Raw genomic sequence first — 25067 nt, 5'->3', positions numbered from 1 at the left:
GACCACTCCAAACATTGGCTGTGGCCGGACGCTCGCTGATTAACGTCGTAACCAGTACCCTCCCCGGACCGCGAAATCCGTACGATGGCGCGCATGCCAGGGCCCACCCTCACCGACATCGCCCGCGCCGCGGAGGTGTCCACCGCCACGGTGTCCCACGCCCTCAACGGCACGGGCCGGCTCGGTGAGTCCACCCGGCGCAGGGTCCGCGAGGTGGCGGCGGCCCTCGGCTACGGCTCGCGCCGGACGCCCCTGACCCGGACCAGGACGCTCGGCCTCGCCGTCACCACCTACGCGGGCACCCCCTGGAACTTCCTCGCGGTCCCCTACTTCTCGCGTCTGCTCACCGCCGCCGCGGTCACGGCGCACGCCCACGGCTACGCGCTCACGGTCCTCCCCGCGGCCCGAGGCGGCGAGACCCTGTGGCACACCCTGACCGTCGACGGAATGCTCCTGCTCGACAGCCCCGAGGACGACCGGGTCCTGCGCGCCCTGCGGGCCCGGGGGATCCCCGTGGTCTTCGACGGCCGCCCCGTGGACCCGCGTCCCGACGACATCTGGGTCGACAACGACCACGCCACGACCACCCGCGAGGTCCTCGACCACCTGGCGGCCGCCGGTGCGCACCGGATCGCGTTGCACGCCGGGTTCGGCCGGGAGTACTACACCGGCGCCGTGACCCGGGCCTATGAACAGTGGTGCCGGGAGCACGGCCAGGTGCCGTCGGTGATCGCCTTCGACCCGGACGACGCGCCCGGCCACGCCTTCGACCGGGCCTTCTCCGACCGTGCCTGCGACGCCGTCCACTCGGTCTACGACCCCGGCGGCCGGCAGGTCCGGGCGGCGGCGGCCCGCCACGGCCTGCGGATACCCGACGACCTGCTGCTCGTCTGCACCAGCGAGGATCCGGCCTACGCCGATACCGACCCGTCCGTGACCACGGTGACATTGCGGCCGGAGACGATCGCGGAGACGGCCGTCACGACCCTGGTCGCCCGGCTCGACCCCGCGCTGCCCAGTCCCGCGCCGGGCGGCCTGATGATTCCGGCCCGACTCCACCCGCGCGCCTCGACCCGCCCCAGGGGCGAGTGAGGGCCGTGTTCGTGGCACGGCGCGGCGGCCCGGCCGGCCGGACGGTCCTCAGGATGACGGCCGTCACAGCCATGCCGGGCATGACCGGGCGGCGGGGATGCACTAGAGTTATCTCGACATCGAGATAACTGCTTACGGCGCACCGTGGCCGCCCACCCGGTAAGGGTTACCTAACTAAGCCTTACCTTAGCGGATCGGCGAGGAGTCGTGGCGGCAGCATGGCGGTAATACGCGCACATTGATGAAGGAGACTGTCGTGTCGGCGAACAGCTTCGACGCCCGCAGCACGCTGCGCGTGGGCGACGAGTCGTACGAGATCTTCAAGCTGGACAAGGTCGAGGGCTCCGCGCGCCTCCCTTACAGCCTGAAGGTCCTCCTGGAGAACCTGCTCCGCACCGAGGACGGCGCGAACATCACCGCCGACCACATCCGGGCCCTCGGTGGCTGGGACTCGCAGGCCCAGCCGAGCCAGGAGATCCAGTTCACGCCGGCCCGCGTGATCATGCAGGACTTCACCGGCGTTCCCTGCGTCGTCGACCTCGCCACCATGCGTGAGGCCGTCGCGGCACTCGGCGGCGACCCGGCGAAGATCAACCCGCTCTCCCCGGCCGAGATGGTCATCGACCACTCCGTCATCGCCGACAAGTTCGGCACGAACTCCGCCTTCGCGGAGAACGTCGAGCTGGAGTACGGCCGCAACAAGGAGCGCTACCAGTTCCTGCGCTGGGGCCAGACCGCCTTCGACGACTTCAAGGTCGTCCCCCCGGGCACCGGCATCGTCCACCAGGTGAACATCGAGCACCTGGCCCGTACCGTCATGGTCCGCAACGGCCAGGCGTACCCCGACACCCTCGTCGGCACCGACTCCCACACCACCATGGTCAACGGCCTCGGTGTGCTGGGCTGGGGCGTCGGCGGCATCGAGGCCGAGGCCGCGATGCTCGGCCAGCCGGTCTCCATGCTGATCCCGCGCGTCGTCGGCTTCAAGCTGACCGGCGAGCTCCCGGCCGGCACCACCGCCACCGACCTGGTCCTCACGATCACCGAGATGCTGCGCAAGCACGGCGTCGTCGGCAAGTTCGTCGAGTTCTACGGTGAGGGCGTCGCCGCCACCTCCCTCGCGAACCGCGCCACCATCGGCAACATGTCGCCGGAGTTCGGCTCCACCGCCGCCGTCTTCCCGATCGACGGCGAGACCCTGAACTACCTCAAGCTGACCGGCCGCTCCGCTCAGCAGGTCGCGCTCGTCGAGGCGTACGCCAAGGAGCAGGGCCTCTGGCTCGACCCGGCCGCCGAGCCCGACTTCTCCGAGAAGCTGGAGCTCGACCTCTCCACGGTCGTCCCCTCGATCGCCGGCCCCAAGCGCCCGCAGGACCGCATCGTCCTCGCGAACGCCGCCGCGCAGTTCGCCCAGGACGTCCGCAACTACGTGGACGAGGTCGACGAGGCGGGCAAGGAGTCCTTCCCGGCCTCCGACGCCCCGGCGAACCACCCCAACGGCGCCCCGTCGAAGCCGGTCACCGTGACCGCCCCCGACGGCTCGACCTACGAGATCGACCACGGCGCCGTCACCGTCGCCGCGATCACCTCCTGCACCAACACGTCGAACCCGTACGTGATGGTCGCCGCCGCGCTCGTCGCGAAGAAGGCCACCGAGAAGGGCCTGACCCGCAAGCCGTGGGTCAAGACCACCCTCGCCCCGGGCTCGAAGGTCGTCACCGACTACTTCGACAAGGCGGGTCTCACCCCGTACCTCGACAAGGTCGGCTTCAACCTCGTCGGCTACGGCTGCACCACCTGCATCGGCAACTCCGGCCCGCTGCCGGAAGAGGTCTCCAAGGCCGTCAACGAGCACGACCTGGCCGTGACCTCGGTGCTCTCGGGCAACCGCAACTTCGAGGGTCGCATCAACCCCGACGTCAAGATGAACTACCTGGCGTCCCCGCCGCTGGTCGTCGCGTACGCCCTCGCGGGTTCCATGAAGGTGGACATCACCAAGGACGCCCTCGGCGTCGACCAGGACGGCAAGCCCGTCTACCTGGCCGACATCTGGCCGACGGAGGCCGAGGTCAACGACGTCGTCGCCAACGCCATCGGCGAGGACATGTTCAACAAGTCCTACCAGGACGTCTTCGCGGGCGACGCCCAGTGGCAGGCGCTGTCGATCCCGACCGGCAACACCTTCGAGTGGGACAACGAGTCCACCTACGTCCGCAAGCCCCCGTACTTCGAGGGCATGACGATGGAGACCACCCCGGTCACCGACATCGTCGGCGCCCGCGTGCTGGCCAAGCTGGGCGACTCGGTCACCACCGACCACATCTCCCCGGCCGGCGCCATCAAGGCCGACACCCCGGCCGGCAAGTACCTCACCGAGCACGGTGTGGAGCGTCGTGACTTCAACTCCTACGGCTCGCGCCGTGGCAACCACGAGGTCATGATCCGCGGCACCTTCGCCAACATCCGCCTGCGCAACCAGATCGCGCCGGGCACCGAGGGCGGCTTCACCCGCGACTTCACCGTCGAGGGCGCGCCCGTGTCGTTCATCTACGACGCCTCGCAGAACTACCAGGCCGCCGGCACCCCGCTGGTCATCCTGGGCGGCAAGGAGTACGGCTCCGGCTCGTCCCGCGACTGGGCCGCCAAGGGCACCGCGCTCCTCGGCGTCAAGGCCGTCATCACCGAGTCGTACGAGCGCATCCACCGCTCGAACCTCATCGGCATGGGCGTCCTGCCGCTCCAGTTCCCGGCCGGCCAGTCGGCCGACTCGCTCGGTCTGACCGGCGAGGAGACCTTCTCCATCGCGGGCGTCACGGAGCTGAACGAGGGCACCACGCCGAGCACGGTCAAGGTCACCACCGACACCGGTGTCGAGTTCGACGCGGTCGTCCGCATCGACACCCCCGGTGAGGCGGACTACTACCGCAACGGCGGCATCATGCAGTACGTGCTCCGCAACCTCATCCGTGGCTGAGCACAGCCGCGGCTGACACCGGCGCGGATCCGGTAACGGGAAGGGCCCCGCTCCTCGGAAGAGGAGCGGGGCCCTTTCGCTGCGCCTGGAGGCTGCGGATCGGCGGATCAGAAGATCTCGCGGAAGCCGTTCCAGCCGGAGGTGCCGATCTTCACGCGACCGGTGTACGGGCTCGACGGGTTGCCCGTGCCCTTGTACAGCCACAGCGCGCCGGCGCTGTCGCGGGCGACCAGGTCGGCCCGGCTGTCGAAGTTCAGGTCACCCGAGGAGGCGATGAGGTTGTAGCCGTTCCAGCCGCTGCCGATGCGGGTGCGGGTGGTGAAGGGCGACTTGTAGTTGCCGGTGCCCTTGTACAGCCACAGCACGCCGGAACGGTCGCGGGCGACGAGGTCGGCCCGGCCGTCACCGGAGACGTCGCCCTTGCCGGCGATCTGGGTGTAGGCGTTCCAGCCGCTGCCGACCCGGTAGCGCTGGGTCAGGCCACCGTTGCCGTAGCCCAGGTAGTGCCAGAGCACACCGGAGCTGTCGCGGGCGAGCAGGTCGTCCGCCACGCCGCCGCCGGTGTTGGAGGCGGAGATGATCTTGTTGTAGGCGCCCCAGCCGCCACCGAGGTCGCGCGGAGCACCGACCTCGGCGTAGTTCAGACGGCCGTTGCGGACGGCGTAGAAGCCGTCGGAGCCGCCGTCGCCGTCCATGTCGGCCTGGCTGAAGTGCTTGTGGCTGTTCCAGCCCGTGCCGGAGTTGTCCGCGAGGCGCTGGATGGTGCCCCCGCCGACCGGCTGGTAGCCCCAGATGGTGCCCGCGCTGTTGACGCCGTAGAGGAAGTTCCGCGGCGTCGCGGCGGCGGTGGAGGCGGCCGAGAAGGCGCTCGCGTTCGAGGCCTTCTGCTCGGCGCCGAAGGAGGCGCTGGGCGCGTCCGCCGCGACCGCGGCGGTGGTGGTGCTCACGAGGGCGGCGGTTATCGCCGCGACCGTCACGCGGGACAGGACGCGCGAGCGGTTCAGGCCAGAAGAGTTGGCCACGTAGTACTCCAGAGTGAGAGGAAACGAAGGTTCCACCGTTCGTCCGTACACGAGGACGGAGACGGCCGGACCCCCATGATCCCGGATCGTCCTTACAGGAACTTCACCAGGAGGGGGGTCTGTGACACAACTGTTTCGATCCCGGCCGAATGCCCTATTTGCACCCCTCGTGTCGGGGTGTCGACGCCCTTACCCGCGCTGTGACCCTCCAGTACGGGTAGTCCTGAGGCACTGTCAAGGGCATTCGCGGACGGATGGTTGGACGAAACGCCGCAGATCGCGCGTGCTTATCCCGGAGGTCTCAACTCGGGAAAGATGGCCGTGAAAACCTGCTTTCGATCTTGCTCAGGCGAAGGGAAGTGGACTATACCTGTCGGCGTCCAGCCAGTCGTATCCATCACACGACGGCCCGACGCCTGCACGACCCGGCTGCAAATGACCGCGGTGGCGGGGCCCTTCGCCTGTGGCGAGAGTACGGGCGACCGGTACACCGCCTGAGTCCTGAATGAAGGCGAGGACTTGAGCATGGGATCCACCTCCGCTCAGACCAATGAGGGCCTTGGCCGTCGCGATCTGATCAAGCGTTCCGCCGCGATCGGCCTGATTTCCGTGCCGACCATGGGCTTCCTCTCCGCCTGTGCGAGCAGCAGCGGCGATGGCAACGAAAAGGTCGAGAAGGGACAGAAGACCGACAAGAACCCGCTCGGGGTGAACGAGTCGGCCCCGCTCGATTTCGTTCTCTTCGACGGCGGATTCGGACAGCAGTACGCCAAGGACGCGATCAAGGTCTACGAGACGAATTACCCCAAGGCCAAGGTCAAGTTCACGCCCACCCAGAAGATCACCACCGAGCTCCAGCCGCGCTTCAACGGTGGCAACCCGCCGGACCTCATCGACAACTCCGGTGCCGAGCAGATGGACATGGGCGTCCTCGTCGGACAGAAGCAGCTGGCCGACCTCACCGCCCTCCTGGACTCGGCCTCCGTCGACGACCCGAGCAAGAAGGTCCGCGACACCCTGCGGCCCGGCATCGTCGAGATGGGCCAGTTCGACGGCGACCCGGTCTGGATCCTCTACTACGCCTACACCGTCTACGGCGTCTGGTACTCGCAGAAGCTGCTCGACTCGCTCGACGCGAAGTACCCCGAGACCTGGGACGAGATGCTGGCCGTCTGCGAGAAGGCCAAGAAGAAGGGCATCGCGGGCTGGACGTACGCGGGCAAGCACCCGTACTACCTCCCCTTCTCGCTCTACCCGATGATCGGCAAGGTCGGCGGCCGCGAGGTCCTGGACGCCATCGACAACCTGGAGCCCAAGGCCTGGGAGCACCCCGCGGTCAAGGCCTGCTTCGAGGCCTACTACGAGCTCGTCCAGAAGGGCTACATCCTCAAGGGCACCCCCGGCCTCGACCACATCCAGTCGCAGACCGCCTGGACCGAGGGCAAGGCGCTGTTCATCCCGAACGGCTCCTGGGTCGAGAACGAGGCGGCCAAGACCATGCCGGCCGACTTCAACCTGGCCGTCTCCGCCCCGAGCGGCCTCGACGCCTCCGACAAGATGCCCTTCGGCACGATGTGGGCGTCCGGCGGCGAGCCGTTCATCGTCCCGGCCAAGGCGGCGAACCCCGAGGGCGGCATGGAGCAGCTGCGCATCATGCTCAGCGAGGCCTCGTCCAAGAACTTCACGCAGTCCGTGAAGTCCCTCTCCGCGTACAACGGCGGCACCGACGGCATCGAGCTGACGCCGGGCCTCAAGTCCGGTGTCGCGGCTCTGGAGAAGGCCGGCCAGAACGTCGTCAACCCGCGCCTCCAGGACTGGTACGTCGCCCTCCAGAAGGAGAAGATCGGCGTCGCGGGCATCGGCGAGATGATGGCCGGCCGTGCGACCCCGGCCGAGACGATCAAGAAGATCCAGAAGTTCGCCGACGAAGCGGCCAAGGACTCCTCGATCAAGCACTACAAGCACCAGTGAGCAGTGCCGGGGCCCCTTCCCGCCGACCGGGAGCGGGCCCCGGCCCCTTGGCGCGCGGCACCCGCGGCGCGCCTCCGCGGGAAGATCGGGGTCGGTAGGAATGCAGCACGGCAAGTACCGTTTCATCGTGGGGTTCCTGGCGGCGCCCCTCGCGCTCTACGCGCTCTTCGTCATCTGGCCGTTCATCCAGTCCATCTACTACTCGCTCACGGACTGGACAGGGCTGAGCCCCGAATTCGGCTTCGTCGGATTCGACAACTACAGCAGAATGCTGGACGACGAGATCTTCTGGAAATCGCTCCAGCACAGTCTGACCCTCGCGGTGGTGCTGCCGCTGGTGACCGTCGGACTCGCGCTGTTCTTCGCGTTCATGCTCAATGTCGGTGGTCGGCGCCGTCGTGGAGCGGCCATCGCCGGCGTGCGCGGATCAGCCTTCTACAAGATTGTGTACTTCTTCCCGCAGGTGCTGTCGATCGCCATCGTCGCGCTGCTCTTCCAGTTCGCCTACAACCCGAATAGCGGAGCCATCAATTCCGCTCTGCAGCTCGTGGGTCTCGGCAGTATTCAGCCGGACTGGCTGGGCGATCCGGACCTCGCCCTCCTCTGTGTGATGGCGGTTCTCGTCTGGTCCACGGTCGGCTTCTTCGTCGTCCTCTTCTCGGCCGGCATGGCGTCCATTCCGAGGGACTTCTACGAGGCCGCCCTGCTCGACGGCGCCAACCGCTTCACGACCTTCTTCAAGATCACCCTGCCGCTGCTCTGGGACACCGTGCAGTCCGGCTGGATCTACATGGGCATCCTGGCGCTCGGCGCGGAGTCCTTCGCCGTCGTCCAGATCATGACCGTCGGCCCCAACGGCGGCGGGCCCGACTACTCCACCGTCGTCCTTCCGCTGTACGTGTACCAGAAGGCGTTCCGGGACGGTCAGGCCGCCTACGCAACGACCATCGGTGTCGCGCTCCTCCTCGTCACGCTGGCCTTCGCGGCCATCGTGATGAAGCTGGGCCGGCGCGAGCGGCTGGAGTTCTGATGAAGACGACCGACACTGCCACCCCCGGCGTCGAGAGCCCCGGCTCCCCGGGCGGCTCGGGTCCCACGGTCATCAAGACGGTGGCGCCCGCGGCCCGCAAGGAGTCCAAGAGCGAGGGCGCGGTCCTCAACGTCTTCTCGCACGGCGTCCTGATCATCTGGGCGATCATGGTCGTCATGCCGCTGCTCTGGGCGGTCATGACCTCGTTCAAGACCGACCGGGCGATCTTCACCTCCCCGTGGTCACTGCCCGACGGACTGCACTTCGAGAACTGGTCGCGCGCCTGGTCCCAGGCACACATGAGCGACTACTTCCTGAACACGATCGTGGTCGTCGGCGGTTCCCTCATCGGCACGCTGCTCTTCGGCTCGATGGCCGCCTACGTGCTGGCCCGCTTCGACTTCCCCGGGAACCGCTTCATCTACTTCCTCTTCATCGGAGGGATGAGCTTCCCGATCATCCTGGCGCTCGTGCCGCTCTTCTACGTGATGCAGAACCTGGCCCTGCTCAACACCCCGCACGGCCTGATCCTCGTCTACATCGCGTACTCGCTGCCCTTCACCGTCTTCTTCCTCACGGCCTTCTTCCGCACACTGCCGACCTCGGTGGCGGAAGCGGCCTTCGTGGACGGCGCCTCGCACACCAGGACCTTCTTCCAGGTGATGCTGCCGATGGCCAAGCCGGGCCTCATCAGCGTCGGCATCTTCAACTTCCTCGGCCAGTGGAACCAGTACCTGCTGCCCACCGTGCTCAACACCGAGCAGGACCAGAAGGTGCTCTCCCAGGGCCTGGTCCAGCTCGCCACGAGCCAGGGCTACAAGGGCGACTGGTCGGGTCTCTTCGCCGGTCTGGTGATGGCGATGCTCCCGGTGCTCGCCGCGTACATCATCTTCCAGCGGCAGGTGGTGGCCGGTCTGACCGCCGGCGCCGTGAAGTAACCCGTTCCCGCAGCCTCCAGGGCCCCCGGCGCACCCGCGCCGGGGGCCCTGCGCGTCGTGTGACACAGACCCTCCGCCACTCAAGGTCTTGACGGGGAGCAAGCCGAAAGCGTCCCCTTAGAGTTCACATGTTGGAGAAAACGGTGGGAGTGAGTGAGTCGATGGAGACTCCGGGGTCGCAGACGTCTCTGCACAGGGCCAATCTCGAACGGGTCGTCCGGGCGGTGCGCATGGCCGGCTCGCTCACCCAGGCGGAGATCGCCCGGGCGACGGGCCTGTCCGCCGCGACGGTCTCCAACATCGTCAGGGAGCTGAAGGACGGCGGTACCGTCGACGTCACGCCGACCTCCGCGGGCGGCCGCCGGGCCCGCAGCGTCTCCCTCTCCGGGGACGCCGGCATCGTGATCGGCGTCGATTTCGGCCACACCCATCTGCGGGTCGCCGTCGGCAACCTCGCCCACCAGGTGCTCGCCGAGGAGGCCGAGCCGCTCGACGTGGACGCCTCCGCCGCCGAGGGCTTCGACCGGGCGGAACAGCTGGTCAACCGGCTGATCGAGGCCACCGGGATCGGCCGGGACAAGGTGATCGGCGTCGGGCTCGGCGTACCCGGCCCGATCGACGTCTCCTCCGGGACCCTCGGCTCGACCTCGATCCTGCCGGGCTGGAGCGGGATCAACCCCGCCGAGGAGCTCTCCGGGCGCCTCGGAGTCCCCGTGCACGTCGACAACGACGCCAACCTCGGCGCGCTCGGCGAACTGGTCTGGGGCAGCGGGCGGGGCGTCAAGGACCTGGCGTACATCAAGGTGGCGAGCGGCGTCGGCGCCGGCCTCGTCATCGACGGGCGGGTCTACCGGGGCCCCGGCGGTACCGCGGGCGAGATCGGGCACATCACCCTCGACGAGTCGGGCCCGGTCTGCCGCTGCGGCAACCGCGGCTGCCTGGAGACCTTCACGGCCGCCCGGTACGTGCTGCCGCTGCTGCAGCCCAGCCACGGCCCCGATCTGACCATGGAGCGGGTCGTCCAGCTGGCCCGGGAGGGCGACCCGGGCTGCCGCCGGGTGATCGCCGACGTCGGGCGGCACATCGGCAGCGGCATCGCCAACCTCTGCAACCTTCTGAACCCGAGCCGGGTGGTGCTCGGCGGCGACCTCGCGGAGGCCGGGGAGCTGGTCCTGGCGCCCATCAGGGACTCCGTCTCGCGGTACGCGATCCCCAGTGCCGCCCGGCAGCTCTCGCTGGCCCAGGGGGCCCTGGGAGGCCGCGCCGAGGTGCTCGGCGCCCTCGCTCTCGTACTGAGTGAAATGGGCGATTCGACCCTGTTGGAGAGTGCGCTGCCCACGGCCGCTCCGGTCTCCCGGCTTGCCTTCACTTAGATAACGAACACCACCGTTGTCATCTCGTTAAGAATTTACTTCTTGACGGCAACGTTGCGGCCGAGTTGACTTCGGGACACCTCGGCCGCAACGTCGCGGCCTCGTCAGGGAGGCAACCCCACATGAACGCAGTGACGCGTCGTGCCGTCATAGCAACGGCCGCGGTTTCGATGGCCCTCTCGCTCGCCGCCTGCGGCCAGGCCGGCGGCGACAAGGAAGACAAGGGCAGCTCGACCAAGATCGGTCTGCTCCTTCCCGAGAACAAGACCTCGCGCTACGAGGCCCTCGACAAGCCCCAGTTCGAGAAGGCCGTCAAGGCCGCGTGCGGCGACTGCGAGGTCGTGTACAACAACGCGGTCTCCGACGTCGTCAAGCAGAAGCAGCAGTTCGACCAGCTGATCGCCGACGGCATCAAGGTCATCGCGCTCGACCCGGTGGACGCGACCAAGGCCGAGGGCTGGGTCGCGGAGGCCAAGGCCAAGGGCGTCAAGGTCGTCGCGTACGACCGTGCCGTCAAGGGCGCCGACGCCTACGTCAGCCACGACAACAACAAGGTCGGCGAGCTCCAGGGCCAGGCCCTGCTGGCCGCCCTCGGCACCAAGGCCGCCGCCGCCCAGGTCGTCATGATCAACGGTGACGAGAAGGACCCGAACGCCGCGCTGTTCAAGAAGGGCGCCCACGCCGCCCTCGACGGCAAGGTCGGCAAGATCGCCTACGAGGCGTCCGGCGAGTGGGACCCGAAGGTCGCCGGCGAGAAGATGTCCGCCGCGATCTCCTCGGTCGGCAAGGACAAGATCGGCGCCGTCTACTCCGCCAACGACGGCATGGCGGGCGGCATCATCACCTCCCTCGAGAACGCCGGCATCAAGAGCATCCCGGTCGGCGGTCAGGACGCCGAGGTCGCGGGCATCCAGCGCATCATCGCCGGTTCGCAGACCTTCACGATCTACAAGTCGCCGCTCCAGCTGGCCCCCGAGGCCGCCAAGTTCGCGGTGAACCTGCTCCAGGGCAAGGAGCTCGGCGCCCAGGGTGCGACCGACGGCGTGCCGTCGACGCTGTTCCCGCCGGTCGTCGTCGACAAGACCAACATCCAGACCACGGTGATCAAGGACGGCATCTACAAGGCCGCCGACCTCTGCACCTCGGACCTGGCCGCCAAGTGCACGGCCCTGGGCGTCAAGTAACCCCCTGAGCCGAGCCCGCCGGGCCCCCCGAGGGCCCGGCACCACGGATCCCGCCAACCGGCCCGTGTACAGAGGGTGAAGACCCCACCGGAGTGTGACCCCCGAGACGGAGGGTCACCCCGACGGAGCGTTCGCCCCCCGTACGACCCCGGCCCACCACCGCCGGATCCGCCCCCCTGCCCGTCCGGCCCCCGGCCGACCCAGACCCCGCTGTCGGTCCGGGGGCCGGACGAGCTCAGCCCCCCCTCGAACTTTGGCGCTGCCCGGCGGCGCGACATGCCGCCGCCCGCGCGCGGCGAAGGAGTTGGTTCACGTGTCCCAGACGCCCGTGCTGGCGTTGCGTGGGATCTTCAAGCGATTCGGAGCGGTTCAGGTCCTCTCCGGTGTCGATCTCGAAGTCCACGCAGGAGAGGTCGTCGCGCTCGTCGGCGACAACGGAGCGGGAAAGTCCACGCTGGTCAAGACGATCGCCGGTGTGCACCCCATCGACGAGGGCGTCATCGAGTGGGAGGGCGAGCAGGTCGAGATCCAGCGCCCGCACGACTCCCAGAACCTCGGTGTCGCGACCGTCTACCAGGACCTCGCGCTCTGCGACAACCTCGACGTCGTCGCCAACCTGTTCCTCGGCCGCGAGATCAAGAAGGGCGGCGTCCTCGACGAGGTCGCCATGGAGAAGCGGGCCAAGGACCTGCTCTCCACCCTCTCCATCCGCATCCCCAGCGTCCGCATCCCCGTCGCCGCCCTCTCCGGCGGCCAGCGACAGGTCGTCGCCATCGCGCGCGCCCTGGTCGGCGACCCCAAGATCGTGATCCTGGACGAGCCGACCGCCGCCCTCGGCGTCGAGCAGACCGCCCAGGTCCTCGACCTGGTCGAGCGGCTGCGCGAGCAGGGCCTCGGCGTCATCCTCATCAGCCACAACATGGCCGATGTGAAGGCCGTCGCCGACACCGTGGCCGTGCTCCGTCTGGGCCGCAACAACGGCACCTTCCCGGTGGCCACCACCACGCACGAAGAGATCATCGCCGCGATCACCGGTGCCACGGACAACGCCGTGACCCGCCGTCAGGCCCGCAACGCGGAGGTAGCGAAGTGAGCAACACCCCTCCCACCGCGAGCGAAGAGGCAGCGGTGCCCGAGCCCCGTACCACCGAGGAGACGACCCCGGTGAGCGAGGCCCCGGCCGCCGCCGCGATCCCCGCCGTCGACCCCCGCCTCCTCGTGCGCGAGCAGGGCTTCAAGGGTTACGTCGAGGAGTTCAAGCGCAAGATCCGCTCCGGTGAGATCGGCTCGCTGCCCGTCGTCGTCGGCCTGATCGTCATCGGCATCGTCTTCCAGGCCCTCACCGGCAACTTCATCACCTCGTACAACCTCGACCAGATCACGCTGTACGCGGTCGGCCCCGGCATCATGGCCGTCGGCATCGTCTTCGTGCTGCTGCTCGGCGAGATCGACCTCGCCGTCGGTTCCGTGGCGGGTCTGGCCGGCTCGGTCTGGGGCGTCCTCGGCACCGACATGCCCGACGGCCTCGCCATCATCCTCGGCATCCTGTCCGGCACCCTGCTCGGCGCCTTCCACGGCCTGGTCTTCGCCAAGATCGGCGTGCCCGCCTTCGTCGTCACCCTGGCCGGCTTCCTCGGCTGGGCCGGCCTCCAGACCTGGGTGATGGGGGACAAGTCCACCATCCCCACCCCGATCGGCAGCTTCGTCGCCGACCTCACGAAGTACTACTTCGCCGACGTCGCCGCCGCCTACGGCCTCGCCGTGGTCGTCGTCGCCGCCTTCTACCTCGCCCAGCTGCGCGACTCCCGCCGCCGCAAGGCCGCCGAGCTGCCGCACCGCCCGCAGAGCGAGATCATCCTGCGCACCGCGGTCCTCGCGGTCCTGGTCCTGGTCGCCGCCTACGGCTTCAACCAGGAGCAGGGCCTGCCGCTCTCGCTGGTGATCTTCCTGGTGATCCTGCTCGTCACCGACTTCGTGCTCCGCCGCACCACGTACGGCCGTCAGGTCTTCGCCGTCGGCGGTGGCATCGAGGCCGCCCGCCGCGCCGGCATCAACGTCTCGTGGATCCGGATCTCGGTCTTCATGATCTCCGGCACGATGGGCGCGATCGGCGGTCTGTTCCTCGCCTCCGCGACCGGCGGCGCCGACCGCTCCCTCGGCGGCGGCAACCAGCTGATGATGTGCATCGCCGCAGCGGTCATCGGCGGTACGTCCCTGTTCGGCGGACGCGGCAAGGTCTGGTCGGCGCTCCTCGGCATCCTGGTCATCCAGTCGATCGTCCAGGGCCTCAACCAGATGAACCTGTCCTCCAACGCGATCCAGTACATGATCACCGGAGCGGTCCTGCTCATCGCCGTGATCATCGACTCGGTCTCCCGCAAGACGCAGAAGACGGCAGGACGCGCCTAGGTCGCGTAACGCTCGCCACACCGCCCGGCGCCGTGAAACCGGCGCCGGGCACTGCTGCGTCCGGAGCAGTGCCCGGCCCGTACAGAGCCGTACAGATCAGCGACATGTAGGCCGTGAGGGTGACGCCTCACCCCCCGGCCCGATGCCCACGATCCAAGACGGAACATTAGACTCGACAAATCGGCAAGCTCGACCAGCTCAAACGCAAGGAGGCACGGGTGGCTCTGCTGACCCGTATCAGGGGACCGCGAGATCTGGACCGGCTCTCCCCGGAACAGCTGGACCAGCTGGCCGACGAGATCAGGACGTTCCTCGTGGACGCCGTCTCCAAGACCGGCGGGCACCTCGGGCCCAACCTCGGCGTGGTCGAGCTGACCATCGCCCTGCACCGCGTGTTCGACTCCCCGAAGGACAAGGTCCTCTGGGACACCGGCCACCAGAGCTACGTCCACAAGCTGCTCACGGGCCGCCAGGACTTCTCCAAGCTCAAGATGAAGGGCGGCCTCTCCGGCTACCCCTCGCAGGCCGAGTCCGAGCACGACGTCATCGAGAACTCGCACGCCTCCACGGTCCTCGGCTGGGCCGACGGCCTCGCCAAGGCCAACGAGGTCCTGCGCAAGGACGACCACGTCGTCGCCGTCATCGGCGACGGGGCCCTCACCGGCGGCATGGCCTGGGAGGCGCTGAACAACATCGCCGCCGCCAAGGACCGCCCGCTCGTCATCGTCGTCAACGACAACGAGCGCTCCTACGCGCCCACCATCGGCGGCCTCGCCAACCACCTGGCCACCCTGCGCACCACCGACGGCTACGAGCGCTTCCTCGCCCGCGGCAAGGACATCCTGGAGCGCACCCCCGTCGTCGGGAAGCCGCTCTACGAGACCCTGCACGGCGCCAAGAAGGGCCTCAAGGACTTCATCGCCCCGCAGGGCATGTTCGAGGACCTCGGCCTCAAGTACGTCGGCCCCATCGACGGCCACGACATCGAGGCCCTGGAGTCGGCCCTGACGCGCGCCAAGCGCTTCGGCGGCCCCGTGATCGTCCACTGCCTCACCGAGAAGGGCCGCGGCTACCAGCCGGCCCTCCAGGACGAGGCCGACCGCTTCCACGCCGTCGGCAAGATCCACCCCGACACCGGCCTGCCCATCGCCTCCTCCGGCGCCGACTGGACCGGCGTCTTCGCCGAGGAGATGGTCGCGCTCGGCAAGGAGCGCGCGGACATCGTCGCCATCACCGCGGCCATGCTCCAGCCCGTCGGCCTCGACAAGTTCGCCAAGGCCTTCCCCGAGCGGGTCTTCGACGTCGGCATCGCCGAGCAGCACGCCGCGGTCTCCGCGGCGGGCCTCGCCACCGGCGGTCTGCATCCCGTCTTCGCGGTCTACGCGACCTTCCTCAACCGTGCCTTCGACCAGGTCCTGATGGACGTGGCCCTGCACAAGTGCGGCGTCACCTTCGTCCTGGACCGGGCCGGCGTCACCGGCACCGACGGGGCCTCCCACAACGGCATGTGGGACATGTCGATCCTCCAGGTCGTACCCGGCCTGCGGCTCGCCGCCCCGCGCGACGCCGACCAGGTCCGCGCCCAGCTGCGCGAGGCCGTCGAGGTCACCGACGCCCCCACCGTGGTCCGCTTCTCCAAGGGCGCCGTCGGCCCCGCCGTACCCGCCCTGCGCCGCGTCGGCGGCATGGACGTGCTCCGCGAGCCCGGCTCGGACCGCCCGGACGTCCTCCTGGTCTCCGTCGGCGCGCTCGCGCCGATGTGCCTGGAGATCGCCGACCTGCTCGACCGGCACGGCATCTCCACCACGGTCGTCGACCCCCGATGGGTCAAGCCCGTCGACGAGGCCCTCGCCCCGCTCGCCGAGCGGCACCGGGTCGTCGTCACCGTCGAGGACAACAGCCGCGTCGGCGGCGTCGGCTCGGCCGTCGCCCAGGCGCTCCGCGACGCCGGCGTGGACGTGCCGCTGCGTGACTTCGGCATCCCGCCGCGCTTCCTGGACCACGCCTCCCGCGGCGAGGTCCTGGCGGAGATCGGTCTGACCGCCCCGGACATCGCCCGTCAGGTCACCGGTCTGGTCTCGCGTCTGGACGGACGTTTCGAGAGCAGCGCGCAGGCCGTGGAGCCCGCCCGCGACTGACCCCCGACCCGGGGCAACGGTCACCAAGCGTCACCTTTGGGCCGGTCGGCTCACCCTCCCGGGTGCCGACCGGCCCTTTCGCGTGCATTCTGACTCTGTGTGGGCAGGCGTAACACAGCCACCCGACCGCGGTGGTCGAGAGCGACCGAGGTTCAAGTACGGCGCGGAGGTACCAGGGTGAGTACGGACCAACAGCCACGGGCCAACTCCGGAATCTTCCGGACCAAGTCGGTCGAGCAGTCGATCCGCGACACGGAGGAACCGGAGCACGCACTCCGGAAATCCCTGTCCGCCTGGGATCTGATGGTGTTCGGCGTCGGCGTCATCATCGGAACCGGCATCTTCGTCCTCACGGGCAAGGTCGCCAAGGAGAACGCGGGCCCGGCCACGGCCCTCGCCTTCGTCGCGGCGGGCATCGTCTGCGCCCTCGCCGCCCTGTGCTACGCCGAGTTCGCCTCGACGGTGCCGGTGGCGGGATCGGCGTACACCTTCGCGTACGCCTCGATCGGCGAGCTGCCCGCCTGGATCATCGGCTGGGACCTCGTCCTGGAGTTCGCCCTCGGTACGGCGGTGGTCGCCGTCGGCTGGTCGGGCTACGTCCGCTCGCTCATGGACAACATCGACTGGCACCTACCCGCGGCGCTCGAAGGCCCGGACGTGCCGGGCGGCTCCTTCGACATCCTGGCCTTCCTCCTCGTCCTGGTGCTGACCGTCGTCCTCGTCCTGGGCATGAAGCTCTCCGCCCGGATCACCGCGCTCGTCGTGGCGATCAAGGTGACCGTGGTCATGATCGTGATCGTCGCCGGTCTGTTCTTCATCGTCGGCGACAACTACAAGCCCTTCATCCCGCCGGCCGTCACCCCCGAGGGCGGCGGCTCCAACTGGGACTCGCCGCTCGTCCAGCTGATCTTCGGGTACGAGCCGACCAACTTCGGCGTCATGGGCATCTTCACCGCCGCCTCCGTCGTGTTCTTCGCCTTCATCGGCTTCGACGTGGTGGCCACCGCCGCCGAGGAGACCAAGCTGCCGCAACGGGACATGCCCCGGGGCATCCTCGGCTCGCTCTTCATCTGCACCGTGCTCTACGTGGCCGTCGCCCTGGTCGTCACCGGCATGCAGCACTACACGGAGCTGTCCGTGAGCGCCCCGCTCGCCGACGCCTTCAAGGCCGCCGGGCATCCCTTCTACGCGGGCGTGATCAGCTTCGGCGCCGCCGTCGGCCTCACCACGGTCTGTCTGATCCTGCTCCTCGGCCAGACCCGCGTGTTCTTCGCGATGAGCCGCGACGGCCTGCTGCCGCGCTTCTTCTCCATCACGCACCCGCGCTTCCGGACCCCCTACCGGCCCACCATCCTGCTCGGTGTGATCATCGCCATCGTCGCCGGCTTCACCAGCATCAACGAGCTCGCGACCCTGGTGAACATCGGCACGCTCTTCGCCTTCGTCGTGGTGGCCGTCGGCGTCATGGTGCTCCGCCGCACCCGCCCCGACCTGCCGCGCGCCTTCCGCACCCCCTGGGTGCCGGTGCTGCCGATCCTCTCCATCGCCGCCTCGTTCTGGCTGATGCTCAACCTGCCCCTGGAGACCTGGTTCCGCTTCGGCGTGTGGATGGTGATCGGCATCGTCGTGTACTTCCTGTACGGGCGCAGTCACAGCCGGCTCGGGCAGGTGGGCCAGGACGCTAAGTACTGAGCGGGCGACAGGGCGGCCGATTCCGCAGGCGCGGAAGGGACCGTTCGGGAGGGCGACTACAGTCGGTTCGTACCCGAACTCCTTCCGACGACCGGAGTGCTGGATCCCCCCATGGCTAATCGATCCCAGGCCCCCACCGCCCCTTCCCACGGCTCCTCCACCGCCCCCCTGCTCCAGGGAGCCTGGCTGACCAGAGGGGCGGAAGGCCGGTTCAGCGCCTACCTGCCCAAGGACGGAGAGGTGGTGCGCTGGACCGAGCAGCCCGACGGGAGCTGGAGCGGGCCCGTCTCGCTCGGCGGCGACGGTCTGACCCCCTTCCTCGCGGTCGGCCAGGGCGCCGACCGCTACGTCCACCTCGTCGGTCTGCGGCCCACGGACAGCGGCGACGACCACGTGGAACTGGTCCACAGCGTCCAGTTCCAGACGGGCCGCCCCGCGGTGGCCTGGCGCTCGATCGGGCACTCCAACGGCAAGGGGCCGTGGACCGGCAACCCCGCCGTCGCGGTGGACGGCCAGGGCCGCGTGTACGCCTTCATGCGCAACGGCGGCGGCGGGCTGAGCGTGCGGGCCCAGAAGGACGCCGGTGGCTGGCACCCCTGGTGGGACCTGATGGGTTCAAAGACCGACCCCTCGCCGGTCGCGGTCACCAACGGCTCCGGCTTCGTCGAGCTGTACAGCTCGCACGCCAAGGGTCTCGTCCGCTACGTGCAGCGCGAGTCCGGGGCCAAGCCGATCCGCGAGGAGCTGCTGCCCGCGTCGGTGACCATGGGCACCCTGGCGGCCACGACCGGCCCCTCCGGGCACGTCACGCTCTTCTACCTCGACCTGGACGGCCAGGTCCGCGCCTGGTCGCCGGAGCGCTCCCTGGAGCCGACGGTGCTCGGCAAGGCCGTCGGCACCGGACGGCTCGCCGCCACCCGCTGCCTCATCGACGGTTTCGACTGCACGGTCCTCGCCCAGCAGTCCGCCGACGGACGGCTCGCCCTCGCCGCCTACCCGAGCGAGCAGGAGGCGGAGGGCATCCACTGGTCGGAGACCGGGGAGCCGCACGGCGAGCTCGCCACCGTCCTGACCCGCGGGCTCGACGGGCGCCTGGTCGCGATGGCCCGGATCGGCGCGGGCGCGCCGATCACCACCCGCCAGAAGGCGGCGTCGGAGGGTCTGCTCCTGGAGGGCTGGCGCTCCATAGGGTGACGCCCCGAAGAGCTCGGGGCTCCCAGGCCCGCCCGAGGAGCCCCCAGGCCCGCCCGAGGACCCTCCCAGCACGGCCGAAGGGCTTCCAGGCGCGACCGAGGTGCTCCAGAAGAGCGTCTGACGGTACGCGAACGGCCCCGGCACCTGAAGAAGGTGCCGGGGCCGTTCTCGTACGCCCTGGGGCGCGAGGCCGGTGTCGTTACGCCGGGACGCTCGCCACGCCCTGCGCCAGGAAACGCTTGCCGTTGACGCGCTCGGAGACACCCTCACGGTCCAGGTACGGCGTGATGCCGCCCAGGTGGAAGGGCCAGCCCGCACCGGTGATCAGGCAGAGGTCGATGTCCTGCGCCTCGGCGACGACACCCTCCTCCAGCATCAGGCCGATCTCCTGCGCCACCGCGTCCAGGACGCGGTCGCGGACCTGCTCCTCGGTCAGGACGGAGTCGCCCTGGACGAGGAGGGCGGCGACCTCCGGGTCGAGCTCCGGCTTGAAGCCGTTCTCCGCGTTGTAGACGTAGAAGCCGCGCTTGCCGGCCTCGACCACACGCTTGAGGTTCGGCGAGACGGTGAAGCGCTCCGGGAAGGAGCGGTTCAGGGTCTCGGAGACGTGCAGACCGATCGCCGGGCCGACGAGCTCCAGGAGCACCAGCGGCGACATCGGCAGACCGAGCGGCTCGATGGCCTTCTCGGCCGTCTCGACCGAGGTGCCCTCGTCGATGACGTTCTGGATCTCGCCCATGAAGCGGGTCAGGATGCGGTTCACGACGAACGCCGGGGCGTCCTTGGTGAGGACCGCGGTCTTCTTCAGCTTCTTCGCGACACCGAACGCGGTGGCGAGGGAGGCGTCGTCCGTCTTCTCGCCGCGCACGATCTCCAGGAGCGGGAGGATCGCGACCGGGTTGAAGAAGTGGAAGCCGACCACGCGCTCCGGGTGCTGGAGCTTGGAGGCCATCTCCGAGACGGACAGCGAGGAGGTGTTGGTGGCGAGGATCGCGTGCGCCGGGGCGACCGCCTCGACCTCCGCGAACACCTTCTGCTTGACGGACATCTCCTCGAACACGGCCTCGATGATGAAGTCCGCGTCCGCGAAGCCCGCGGCCTTGTCCAGGACACCGGAGACCAGGCCCTTGAGACGGTTGGCCTTGTCCTGGTTGATGCGGCCCTTGCCGAGCAGCTTCTCGATCTCGGCGTGGACGTAGCCCACACCCTTGTCGACGCGCTCCTGGTCGATGTCGGTCAGGACGACCGGCACCTCGAGGCGGCGCAGGAAGAGCAGCGCGAGCTGGGAGGCCATCAGACCGGCGCCGACGACACCGACCTTGGTGACCGGGCGGGCCAGCGACTTGTCCGGGGCACCGGCGGGGCGCTTGCCGCGCTTCTGCACCAGGTTGAAGGCGTAGATGCCGGAGCGCAGCTCGCCGCCCATGATCAGGTCCGCGAGGGCCTGGTCCTCGGCGTCGAAGCCCTTCTGCAGGTCGCCGTCCTTGGCGGCCTCGATGATCTCAAGGGCGCGGTAGGCGGCCGGGGCGGCACCGTGCACCTTGGAGTCGGCGATGGCGCGGCCCTTGGCGACGGCCTGGTCCCAGGCCTCGCCGCGGTCGATCGCCGGGCGCTCGACGGTCACGGAGCCGTTGAGGACGGAGGCCGTCCAGATCAGCGACTGCTCCAGGAAGTCCGCGCCCTCGAACAGCGCGTCGGCGATGCCGAGCTCGAAGACCTGCTTGCCCTTGAGCTGACGGTTCTGGTTCAGCGAGTTCTCGATGATGACCGAGACGGCCTTCTCGGCACCGATCAGGTTCGGCAGGATGGCGCAGCCGCCCCAGCCGGGCACCAGACCGAGGAAGACCTCGGGCAGCGAGAAGGCCGGCAGGGCCTTCGACACGGTGCGGTAGGTGCAGTGCAGACCGACCTCGACGCCGCCGCCCATGGCCGCGCCGTTGTAGTAGGCGAAGGTCGGCACGGCGAGCGCGGACAGCCGCTTGAAGACGTCGTGGCCGCCCTTGCCGATGGCGAGCGCCTCGTCGTGCTTCTTGAGCAGCTCGACGCCCTTGAGGTCGGCGCCGACGGCGAAGATGAACGGCTTGCCGGTGATGCCGACGCCGGTGATCTCACCGTTCGCGGCCTCGGCCTCGACCTGGTCGATCGCCGTGTTCAGGTTGGCGAGCGACTGCGGGCCGAAGGTGGTCGGCTTGGTGTGGTCGAAGCCGTTGTCCAGCGTGATCAGGGCGAACCGGCCCGCACCCGCGGGCAGTTCGAAGTGCCGTACGTGGGCGCTGGTGACGACCTCGTCGGGGAAGAGCTCCGCGGCGCCCTTCAGAAGCTCGGCGGTGGTGCTCACTTGCCCTCCCAGTGGGGGTTTTCCCAGATGACCGTGGCGCCCATGCCGAAGCCGACGCACATCGTGTTGAGGCCGTAGCGGACCTGCGGGTTCTCCTCGAACTGGCGAGCCAGCTGCGTCATCAGACGGACGCCGGAGGAGGCGAGCGGGTGACCGTAGGCGATGGCGCCGCCGTACTGGTTGACGCGGGCGTCGTCGTCGGCGATGCCGTAGTGCTCCAGGAAGGCGAGGACCTGGACCGCGAAGGCCTCGTTGACCTCGAAGAGGTCGATGTCCTCGATGGACAGACCGGCCTTCGCGAGGGCCTTCTCGGTCGCCGGGATCGGGCCGTAGCCCATGACCTCGGGCTCGACGCCGGCGAAGGCGTACGAGACGAGGCGCATCTTCACCGGGAGGTCGTGCTCGCGGGCGAAGTCCTCGGAGGCGATGATCGAGGCGGTGGCGCCGTCGTTGAGACCGGCCGCGTTGCCCGCGGTGACGTTGCCGTGGACGCGGAACGGCGTCTTCAGGTTGGCCAGCGACTCCAGGGTGGTGCCCGGGCGCATCGGCTCGTCGGCGGTGACCAGGCCCCAGCCGGTCTCACCGGTGGAGGCGTCGGTGCGGCGGACCGAGATCGGCACCAGGTCCTGCTGGATCTTGCCGTCGGCGTACGCCTTGGCGGCCTTCTCCTGCGAGCGCACGGCGTACTCGTCGGCGCGCTGCTTGGTGATGCTCGGGTAGCGGTCGTGCAGGTTCTCGGCGGTCATGCCCATGAAGAGGGCGGACTCGTCGACGAGCTTCTCCGACACGAAGCGCGGGTTCGGGTCGACGCCCTCGCCCATGGGGTGGCGGCCCATGTGCTCGACGCCACCGGCGATGACGGCGTCGTAGGCGCCGAAGGCGATCGAACCGGCGACGCTCGTGACGGCCGTGAGCGCACCGGCACACATGCGGTCGATGGAGTAGCCCGGCACCGACTGCGGCAGGCCGGCGAGGATGCCCGCCGTACGGCCGAGGGTCAGACCCTGGTCACCGATCTGCGTGGTCGCGGCGATGGCGACCTCGTCGATCTTCGCGGGGTCGAGGCCGGGGTTGCGGCGCAGCAGCTCCCGGATGGCCTTGACGACGAGATCGTCGGCGCGGGTCTCGTGGTAGATGCCCTTCGGGCCCGCCTTGCCGAACGGGGTGCGGACGCCGTCGACGAAGACGACGTCCCTGACGGTACGAGGCACGATGGCTCTCCTCCAGGGTGCGGGATGGCACTGCTGCGGCACGCCTAAGCGTGCGCTTGCTTCCCCCATGCTACTTGTGGGTAACCAAGCTGCCCAGCCCCTGGGGCCCAAGCGGCGAAGGTCACACCCCGAAGCCTGCCGGACATGACGGAGCCCCCGGCGCATTTCGGCACGCCGGGGGCTCTCGGATCGGACGGCGCGCGGGGTCACGCGGTGGCCGTCAGCGCCTTCACCAGGAGCGGGGTCACCAGTTCGACCTGCCAGGGGCGCGCGCCGTGGTCCGCGAGGGCGGCGGCGACGCCGTCCGCGTCCGCCGCGGCCGGCGGCTCCCAGCACACCCGTCGCACCGTGTCCGGCGTGATCAGGTTCTCCTGCGGCAGGTTCAGCTCCTCCGCGAGGGCCGAGACCGACGCGCGCGCCGCCGACAGGCGGGCCGCCGCGACCGGGTCCTTGTCCGCCCAGGCGCGCGGCGGGGGCGGGCCCGCCACCTGCTGGCCGGGCTGGGGAAGCTCGCTCTCCGGCAGGGCGCGGGCGCGGTCGACGGCCGCCTGCCACTGCTCCAGCTGACGGCGACCCATCCGGTGCCCGAAACCGGGCAGCGCCGAGAGTGCGGCCAGGTTCACCGGCACCGCGAGCGAGGCCTCCACGATCGCCGCGTCGCTCAGCACCTTGCCGGGGGAGACGTCCCGCCGCTGGGCGACCTTGTCACGGGCCGTCCACAGCTCCCGTACGACCGCCATCTGGCGACGGCGGCGCACCTTGTGCATGCCGGAGGTCCGCCGCCACGGGTCCTTGCGCGGCGGGGCGGGCGGGGCGGAGGCGATCGCGTCGAACTCCTGGTGCGCCCACTCCAGCTTGCCCTGCCGGTCGAGCTCCTTCTCCAGGGCGTCCCGCAGGTCGACGAGGAGTTCCACGTCGAGTGCCGCGTACCGCAGCCAGGGCTCGGGCAGTGGCCTGGTGGACCAGTCCACGGCGGAGTGGCCCTTCTCCAGGGCGTAGCCGAGGACGGACTCGACCATCGCGCCGAGGCCGACGCGCGGGAAGCCCGCGAGCCGCCCGGCCAGCTCGGTGTCGAACAGCGAGGTCGGCAGCATGCCTATGTCGCGCAGGCACGGAAGATCCTGGGTCGCGGCGTGCAGGATCCACTCGGTCCCGGCGAGCGCGTCGCCGAGTCCCGAGAGGTCGGGGCAGCCCACCGGGTCGATGAGCGCGGTGCCCGCGCCCTCGCGGCGGAGCTGCACGAGGTAGGCGCGCTGGCCGTAGCGGTAGCCGGAGGCGCGCTCGGCGTCCACGGCCACGGGGCCGCGGCCCGCCGCGAAGGCGGCGATCACCTCGGCGAGGGCGTCCTCGGTCTCGACGACGGGCGGAATCCCCTCGCGGGGCTCCAGCAACGGGATCGGAAGCCCATTCGCAGGGACATCGTCGTCCGGGGGGCCGCCCCCGGTGGTGCGCAGTGCTGTGTCTGCTGCGGTCTCTTGGGCGTCGGTCACCTGTCAAGGGTATCGGTGAACGGCAAGCGCCTGTCGACGGAACGTTCCGTCGACAGGCGCCGGCTTCTCGTGGACCGATCCGTCAGTGGATGATCCCCGTCCGCAGGGCCACCGCGACCATGCCGGCGCGGTCGCCGGTGCCCAGCTTGCGGGCGATGCGGGCGAGGTGGCTCTTCACGGTGAGGGCGGAGAGGCCCATGGAGACGCCGATCGCCTTGTTCGACTGGCCCTCCGCGACGAGCCGGAGCACTTCGACCTCACGGCCGGAGAGCTCGCGGTAGCCGCCCGGGTGGCTCGGGGCACCCGGGGGGCGGCGGTGGCCGAGCCGCGCGGCCGCGGCGCCGATGGGGGCGGCGCCGGGTCGGGTCGGGTGGCCGATGTTCGTACGGGTACCGGTGACTACATAGCCCTTCACGCCGCCCGCCAGGGCGTTTCGTACGGCGCCGATGTCATCGGCGGCCGAGAGGGCGAGGCCGTTGGGCCAGCCCGCGGCGCGGGTCTCGGACAGCAGGGTCAGGCCGCTGCCGTCGGGCAGGTGGACGTCGGCAACGCAGATGTCGCGCGGGTTGCCGACGCGGGGACGTGCCTCCGCGATGGAAGAAGCCTCGATCACGTCGCGTACTCCGAGGGCCCACAGGTGGCGGGTCACGGTGGAGCGGACGCGCGGGTCGGCCACGACGACCATGGCCGTCGGCTTGTTCGGGCGGTAGGCGACCAGGCTTGCGGGCTGCTCGAGGAGAACGGACACCAGGCCTCCTGGGGGGGAAGGATGCGGGACGGAGCCGGCTCGGGGAAGAAGCCGGGGGCGAACCCGTGCAGTGAAGGGGTCACTGGTTCCTTCGGCAGCTGGGCCGCCCGCCTTTAGGGAAAGATCACGATTTGGTGAGTAACAATTAGGGCAATTCGGACGCGTGATCGATCATCCTACGAGCGGGCCCCGCCCCGTCACCCCTGAGGGGGAGTGTCGGGGCCGTCGTTCGGACACTCCGAAGAGTGGCTTGATCCAGTCCC

The 25067-nt window shown here is 69.5% G+C and carries 17 protein-coding genes; 12 read left to right on the top strand and 5 right to left on the bottom strand.

Translation table 11 applies throughout. The features are described 5' to 3' along the window. Positions 1-93 precede the first annotated feature (93 nt). On the top strand, positions 94-1092 hold the full coding sequence (locus OG259_RS10620) for a LacI family DNA-binding transcriptional regulator (RefSeq protein ID WP_328942051.1): 999 nt from the start codon (positions 94-96) through the stop codon (positions 1090-1092). A gap of 256 nt (positions 1093-1348) precedes the next feature. Beyond that, positions 1349-4066: an aconitate hydratase AcnA gene (gene acnA, locus OG259_RS10615; protein WP_328942050.1), complete on the top strand. Its 2718-nt coding sequence runs from the start codon at positions 1349-1351 to the stop codon at positions 4064-4066. A gap of 107 nt (positions 4067-4173) precedes the next feature. On the opposite strand, the gene OG259_RS10610 is transcribed toward acnA, so the two are convergent. Beyond that, positions 4174-5088 carry an FG-GAP repeat domain-containing protein gene (locus tag OG259_RS10610; RefSeq protein WP_328942049.1) on the bottom strand — a complete coding sequence of 305 codons (915 nt, stop codon included), beginning with the start codon at positions 5086-5088 and terminating at the stop codon, positions 4174-4176. A gap of 525 nt (positions 5089-5613) precedes the next feature. Here OG259_RS10610 and ngcE point away from each other — a divergent pair. The 10 genes from ngcE (at position 5614) to OG259_RS10560 (ending at position 19017) form a co-directional block, all read left to right on the top strand. Continuing rightward, the gene (ngcE, locus tag OG259_RS10605) at positions 5614-7059 is read left to right on the top strand and encodes an N-acetylglucosamine/diacetylchitobiose ABC transporter substrate-binding protein (RefSeq protein ID WP_328942048.1); all 1446 of its coding nucleotides are present in this window, start codon (positions 5614-5616) and stop codon (positions 7057-7059) included. Positions 7060-7159: 100 nt separating this feature from the next. After that, on the top strand, positions 7160-8089 hold the full coding sequence (locus OG259_RS10600; protein ID WP_328942047.1) for a carbohydrate ABC transporter permease: 930 nt from the start codon (positions 7160-7162) through the stop codon (positions 8087-8089). Beyond that, positions 8089-9027, top strand: coding sequence for a carbohydrate ABC transporter permease (locus tag OG259_RS10595; RefSeq protein ID WP_328942046.1), 939 nt, complete (start codon positions 8089-8091; stop codon positions 9025-9027). The genes OG259_RS10600 and OG259_RS10595 overlap by 1 nt, the downstream gene beginning before the upstream one ends. 161 nt (positions 9028-9188) lie before the next feature. After that, complete coding sequence (locus OG259_RS10590) at positions 9189-10400, top strand: ROK family transcriptional regulator (protein WP_328942045.1); 1212 nt, start codon at positions 9189-9191, stop codon at positions 10398-10400. A gap of 122 nt (positions 10401-10522) precedes the next feature. Beyond that, complete coding sequence (locus OG259_RS10585) at positions 10523-11584, top strand: sugar ABC transporter substrate-binding protein (protein WP_328942044.1); 1062 nt, start codon at positions 10523-10525, stop codon at positions 11582-11584. A gap of 304 nt (positions 11585-11888) precedes the next feature. After that, a complete protein-coding gene (locus OG259_RS10580; RefSeq protein ID WP_167348157.1) occupies positions 11889-12677 on the top strand; it encodes an ATP-binding cassette domain-containing protein in 789 nt (262 codons plus the stop codon). Further along, positions 12674-13993 (top strand): sugar ABC transporter permease, encoded by a 1320-nt coding sequence (locus OG259_RS10575; protein WP_328942043.1) that lies wholly within the window; start codon positions 12674-12676, stop codon positions 13991-13993. Before OG259_RS10580 ends, OG259_RS10575 begins: the two co-directional genes overlap by 4 nt. 218 nt (positions 13994-14211) lie before the next feature. Continuing rightward, complete coding sequence (gene dxs / locus OG259_RS10570; protein ID WP_328942042.1) at positions 14212-16131, top strand: 1-deoxy-D-xylulose-5-phosphate synthase; 1920 nt, start codon at positions 14212-14214, stop codon at positions 16129-16131. A gap of 213 nt (positions 16132-16344) precedes the next feature. Beyond that, entirely contained in the window at positions 16345-17823 is a 1479-nt protein-coding gene (locus OG259_RS10565) for an amino acid permease (RefSeq protein ID WP_328947047.1), read from the top strand. 111 nt (positions 17824-17934) lie between these two features. Continuing rightward, on the top strand, positions 17935-19017 hold the full coding sequence (locus tag OG259_RS10560; RefSeq protein ID WP_328942041.1) for a hypothetical protein: 1083 nt from the start codon (positions 17935-17937) through the stop codon (positions 19015-19017). A 199-nt stretch (positions 19018-19216) separates the two neighbouring features. On the opposite strand, the gene OG259_RS10555 is transcribed toward OG259_RS10560, so the two are convergent. From OG259_RS10555 to OG259_RS10540, 4 genes are all read right to left on the bottom strand, one after another. After that, positions 19217-21355, bottom strand: coding sequence for a 3-hydroxyacyl-CoA dehydrogenase NAD-binding domain-containing protein (locus OG259_RS10555; RefSeq protein WP_328942040.1), 2139 nt, complete (start codon positions 21353-21355; stop codon positions 19217-19219). Continuing rightward, positions 21352-22566 (bottom strand): thiolase family protein, encoded by a 1215-nt coding sequence (locus OG259_RS10550; RefSeq protein ID WP_189835818.1) that lies wholly within the window; start codon positions 22564-22566, stop codon positions 21352-21354. The genes OG259_RS10555 and OG259_RS10550 overlap by 4 nt, the downstream gene beginning before the upstream one ends. A gap of 206 nt (positions 22567-22772) precedes the next feature. Next, the gene (locus tag OG259_RS10545) at positions 22773-24056 is read right to left on the bottom strand and encodes a ribonuclease D (RefSeq protein WP_328942039.1); all 1284 of its coding nucleotides are present in this window, start codon (positions 24054-24056) and stop codon (positions 22773-22775) included. An 82-nt stretch (positions 24057-24138) separates the two neighbouring features. After that, the gene (locus OG259_RS10540; RefSeq protein ID WP_015037008.1) at positions 24139-24804 is read right to left on the bottom strand and encodes a response regulator transcription factor; all 666 of its coding nucleotides are present in this window, start codon (positions 24802-24804) and stop codon (positions 24139-24141) included. Positions 24805-25067: the final 263 nt, after the last annotated feature.

This window comes from Streptomyces sp. NBC_00250 (genome assembly GCF_036192275.1).
GTDB lineage: Bacteria > Actinomycetota > Actinomycetes > Streptomycetales > Streptomycetaceae > Streptomyces.
This window is presented reverse-complemented; position numbering and strand designations above follow the sequence as displayed.

Bases quoted from the DNA above. Each gene is read 5' to 3' on its own strand.
- OG259_RS10595 (WP_328942046.1), top strand. From the start codon at position 8,089: ATGAAGACGACCGACACTGCCACCCCCGGCGTCGAGAGCCCCGGCTCC.
- OG259_RS10590 (WP_328942045.1), top strand. From the start codon at position 9,189: ATGGAGACTCCGGGGTCGCAGACGTCTCTGCACAGGGCCAATCTCGAA.
- OG259_RS10620 (WP_328942051.1), top strand. From the start codon at position 94: ATGCCAGGGCCCACCCTCACCGACATCGCCCGCGCCGCGGAGGTGTCC.
- OG259_RS10585 (WP_328942044.1), top strand. From the start codon at position 10,523: ATGAACGCAGTGACGCGTCGTGCCGTCATAGCAACGGCCGCGGTTTCG.
- ngcE (WP_328942048.1), top strand. From the start codon at position 5,614: ATGGGATCCACCTCCGCTCAGACCAATGAGGGCCTTGGCCGTCGCGAT.
- OG259_RS10600 (WP_328942047.1), top strand. From the start codon at position 7,160: ATGCAGCACGGCAAGTACCGTTTCATCGTGGGGTTCCTGGCGGCGCCC.
- OG259_RS10560 (WP_328942041.1), top strand. From the start codon at position 17,935: ATGGCTAATCGATCCCAGGCCCCCACCGCCCCTTCCCACGGCTCCTCC.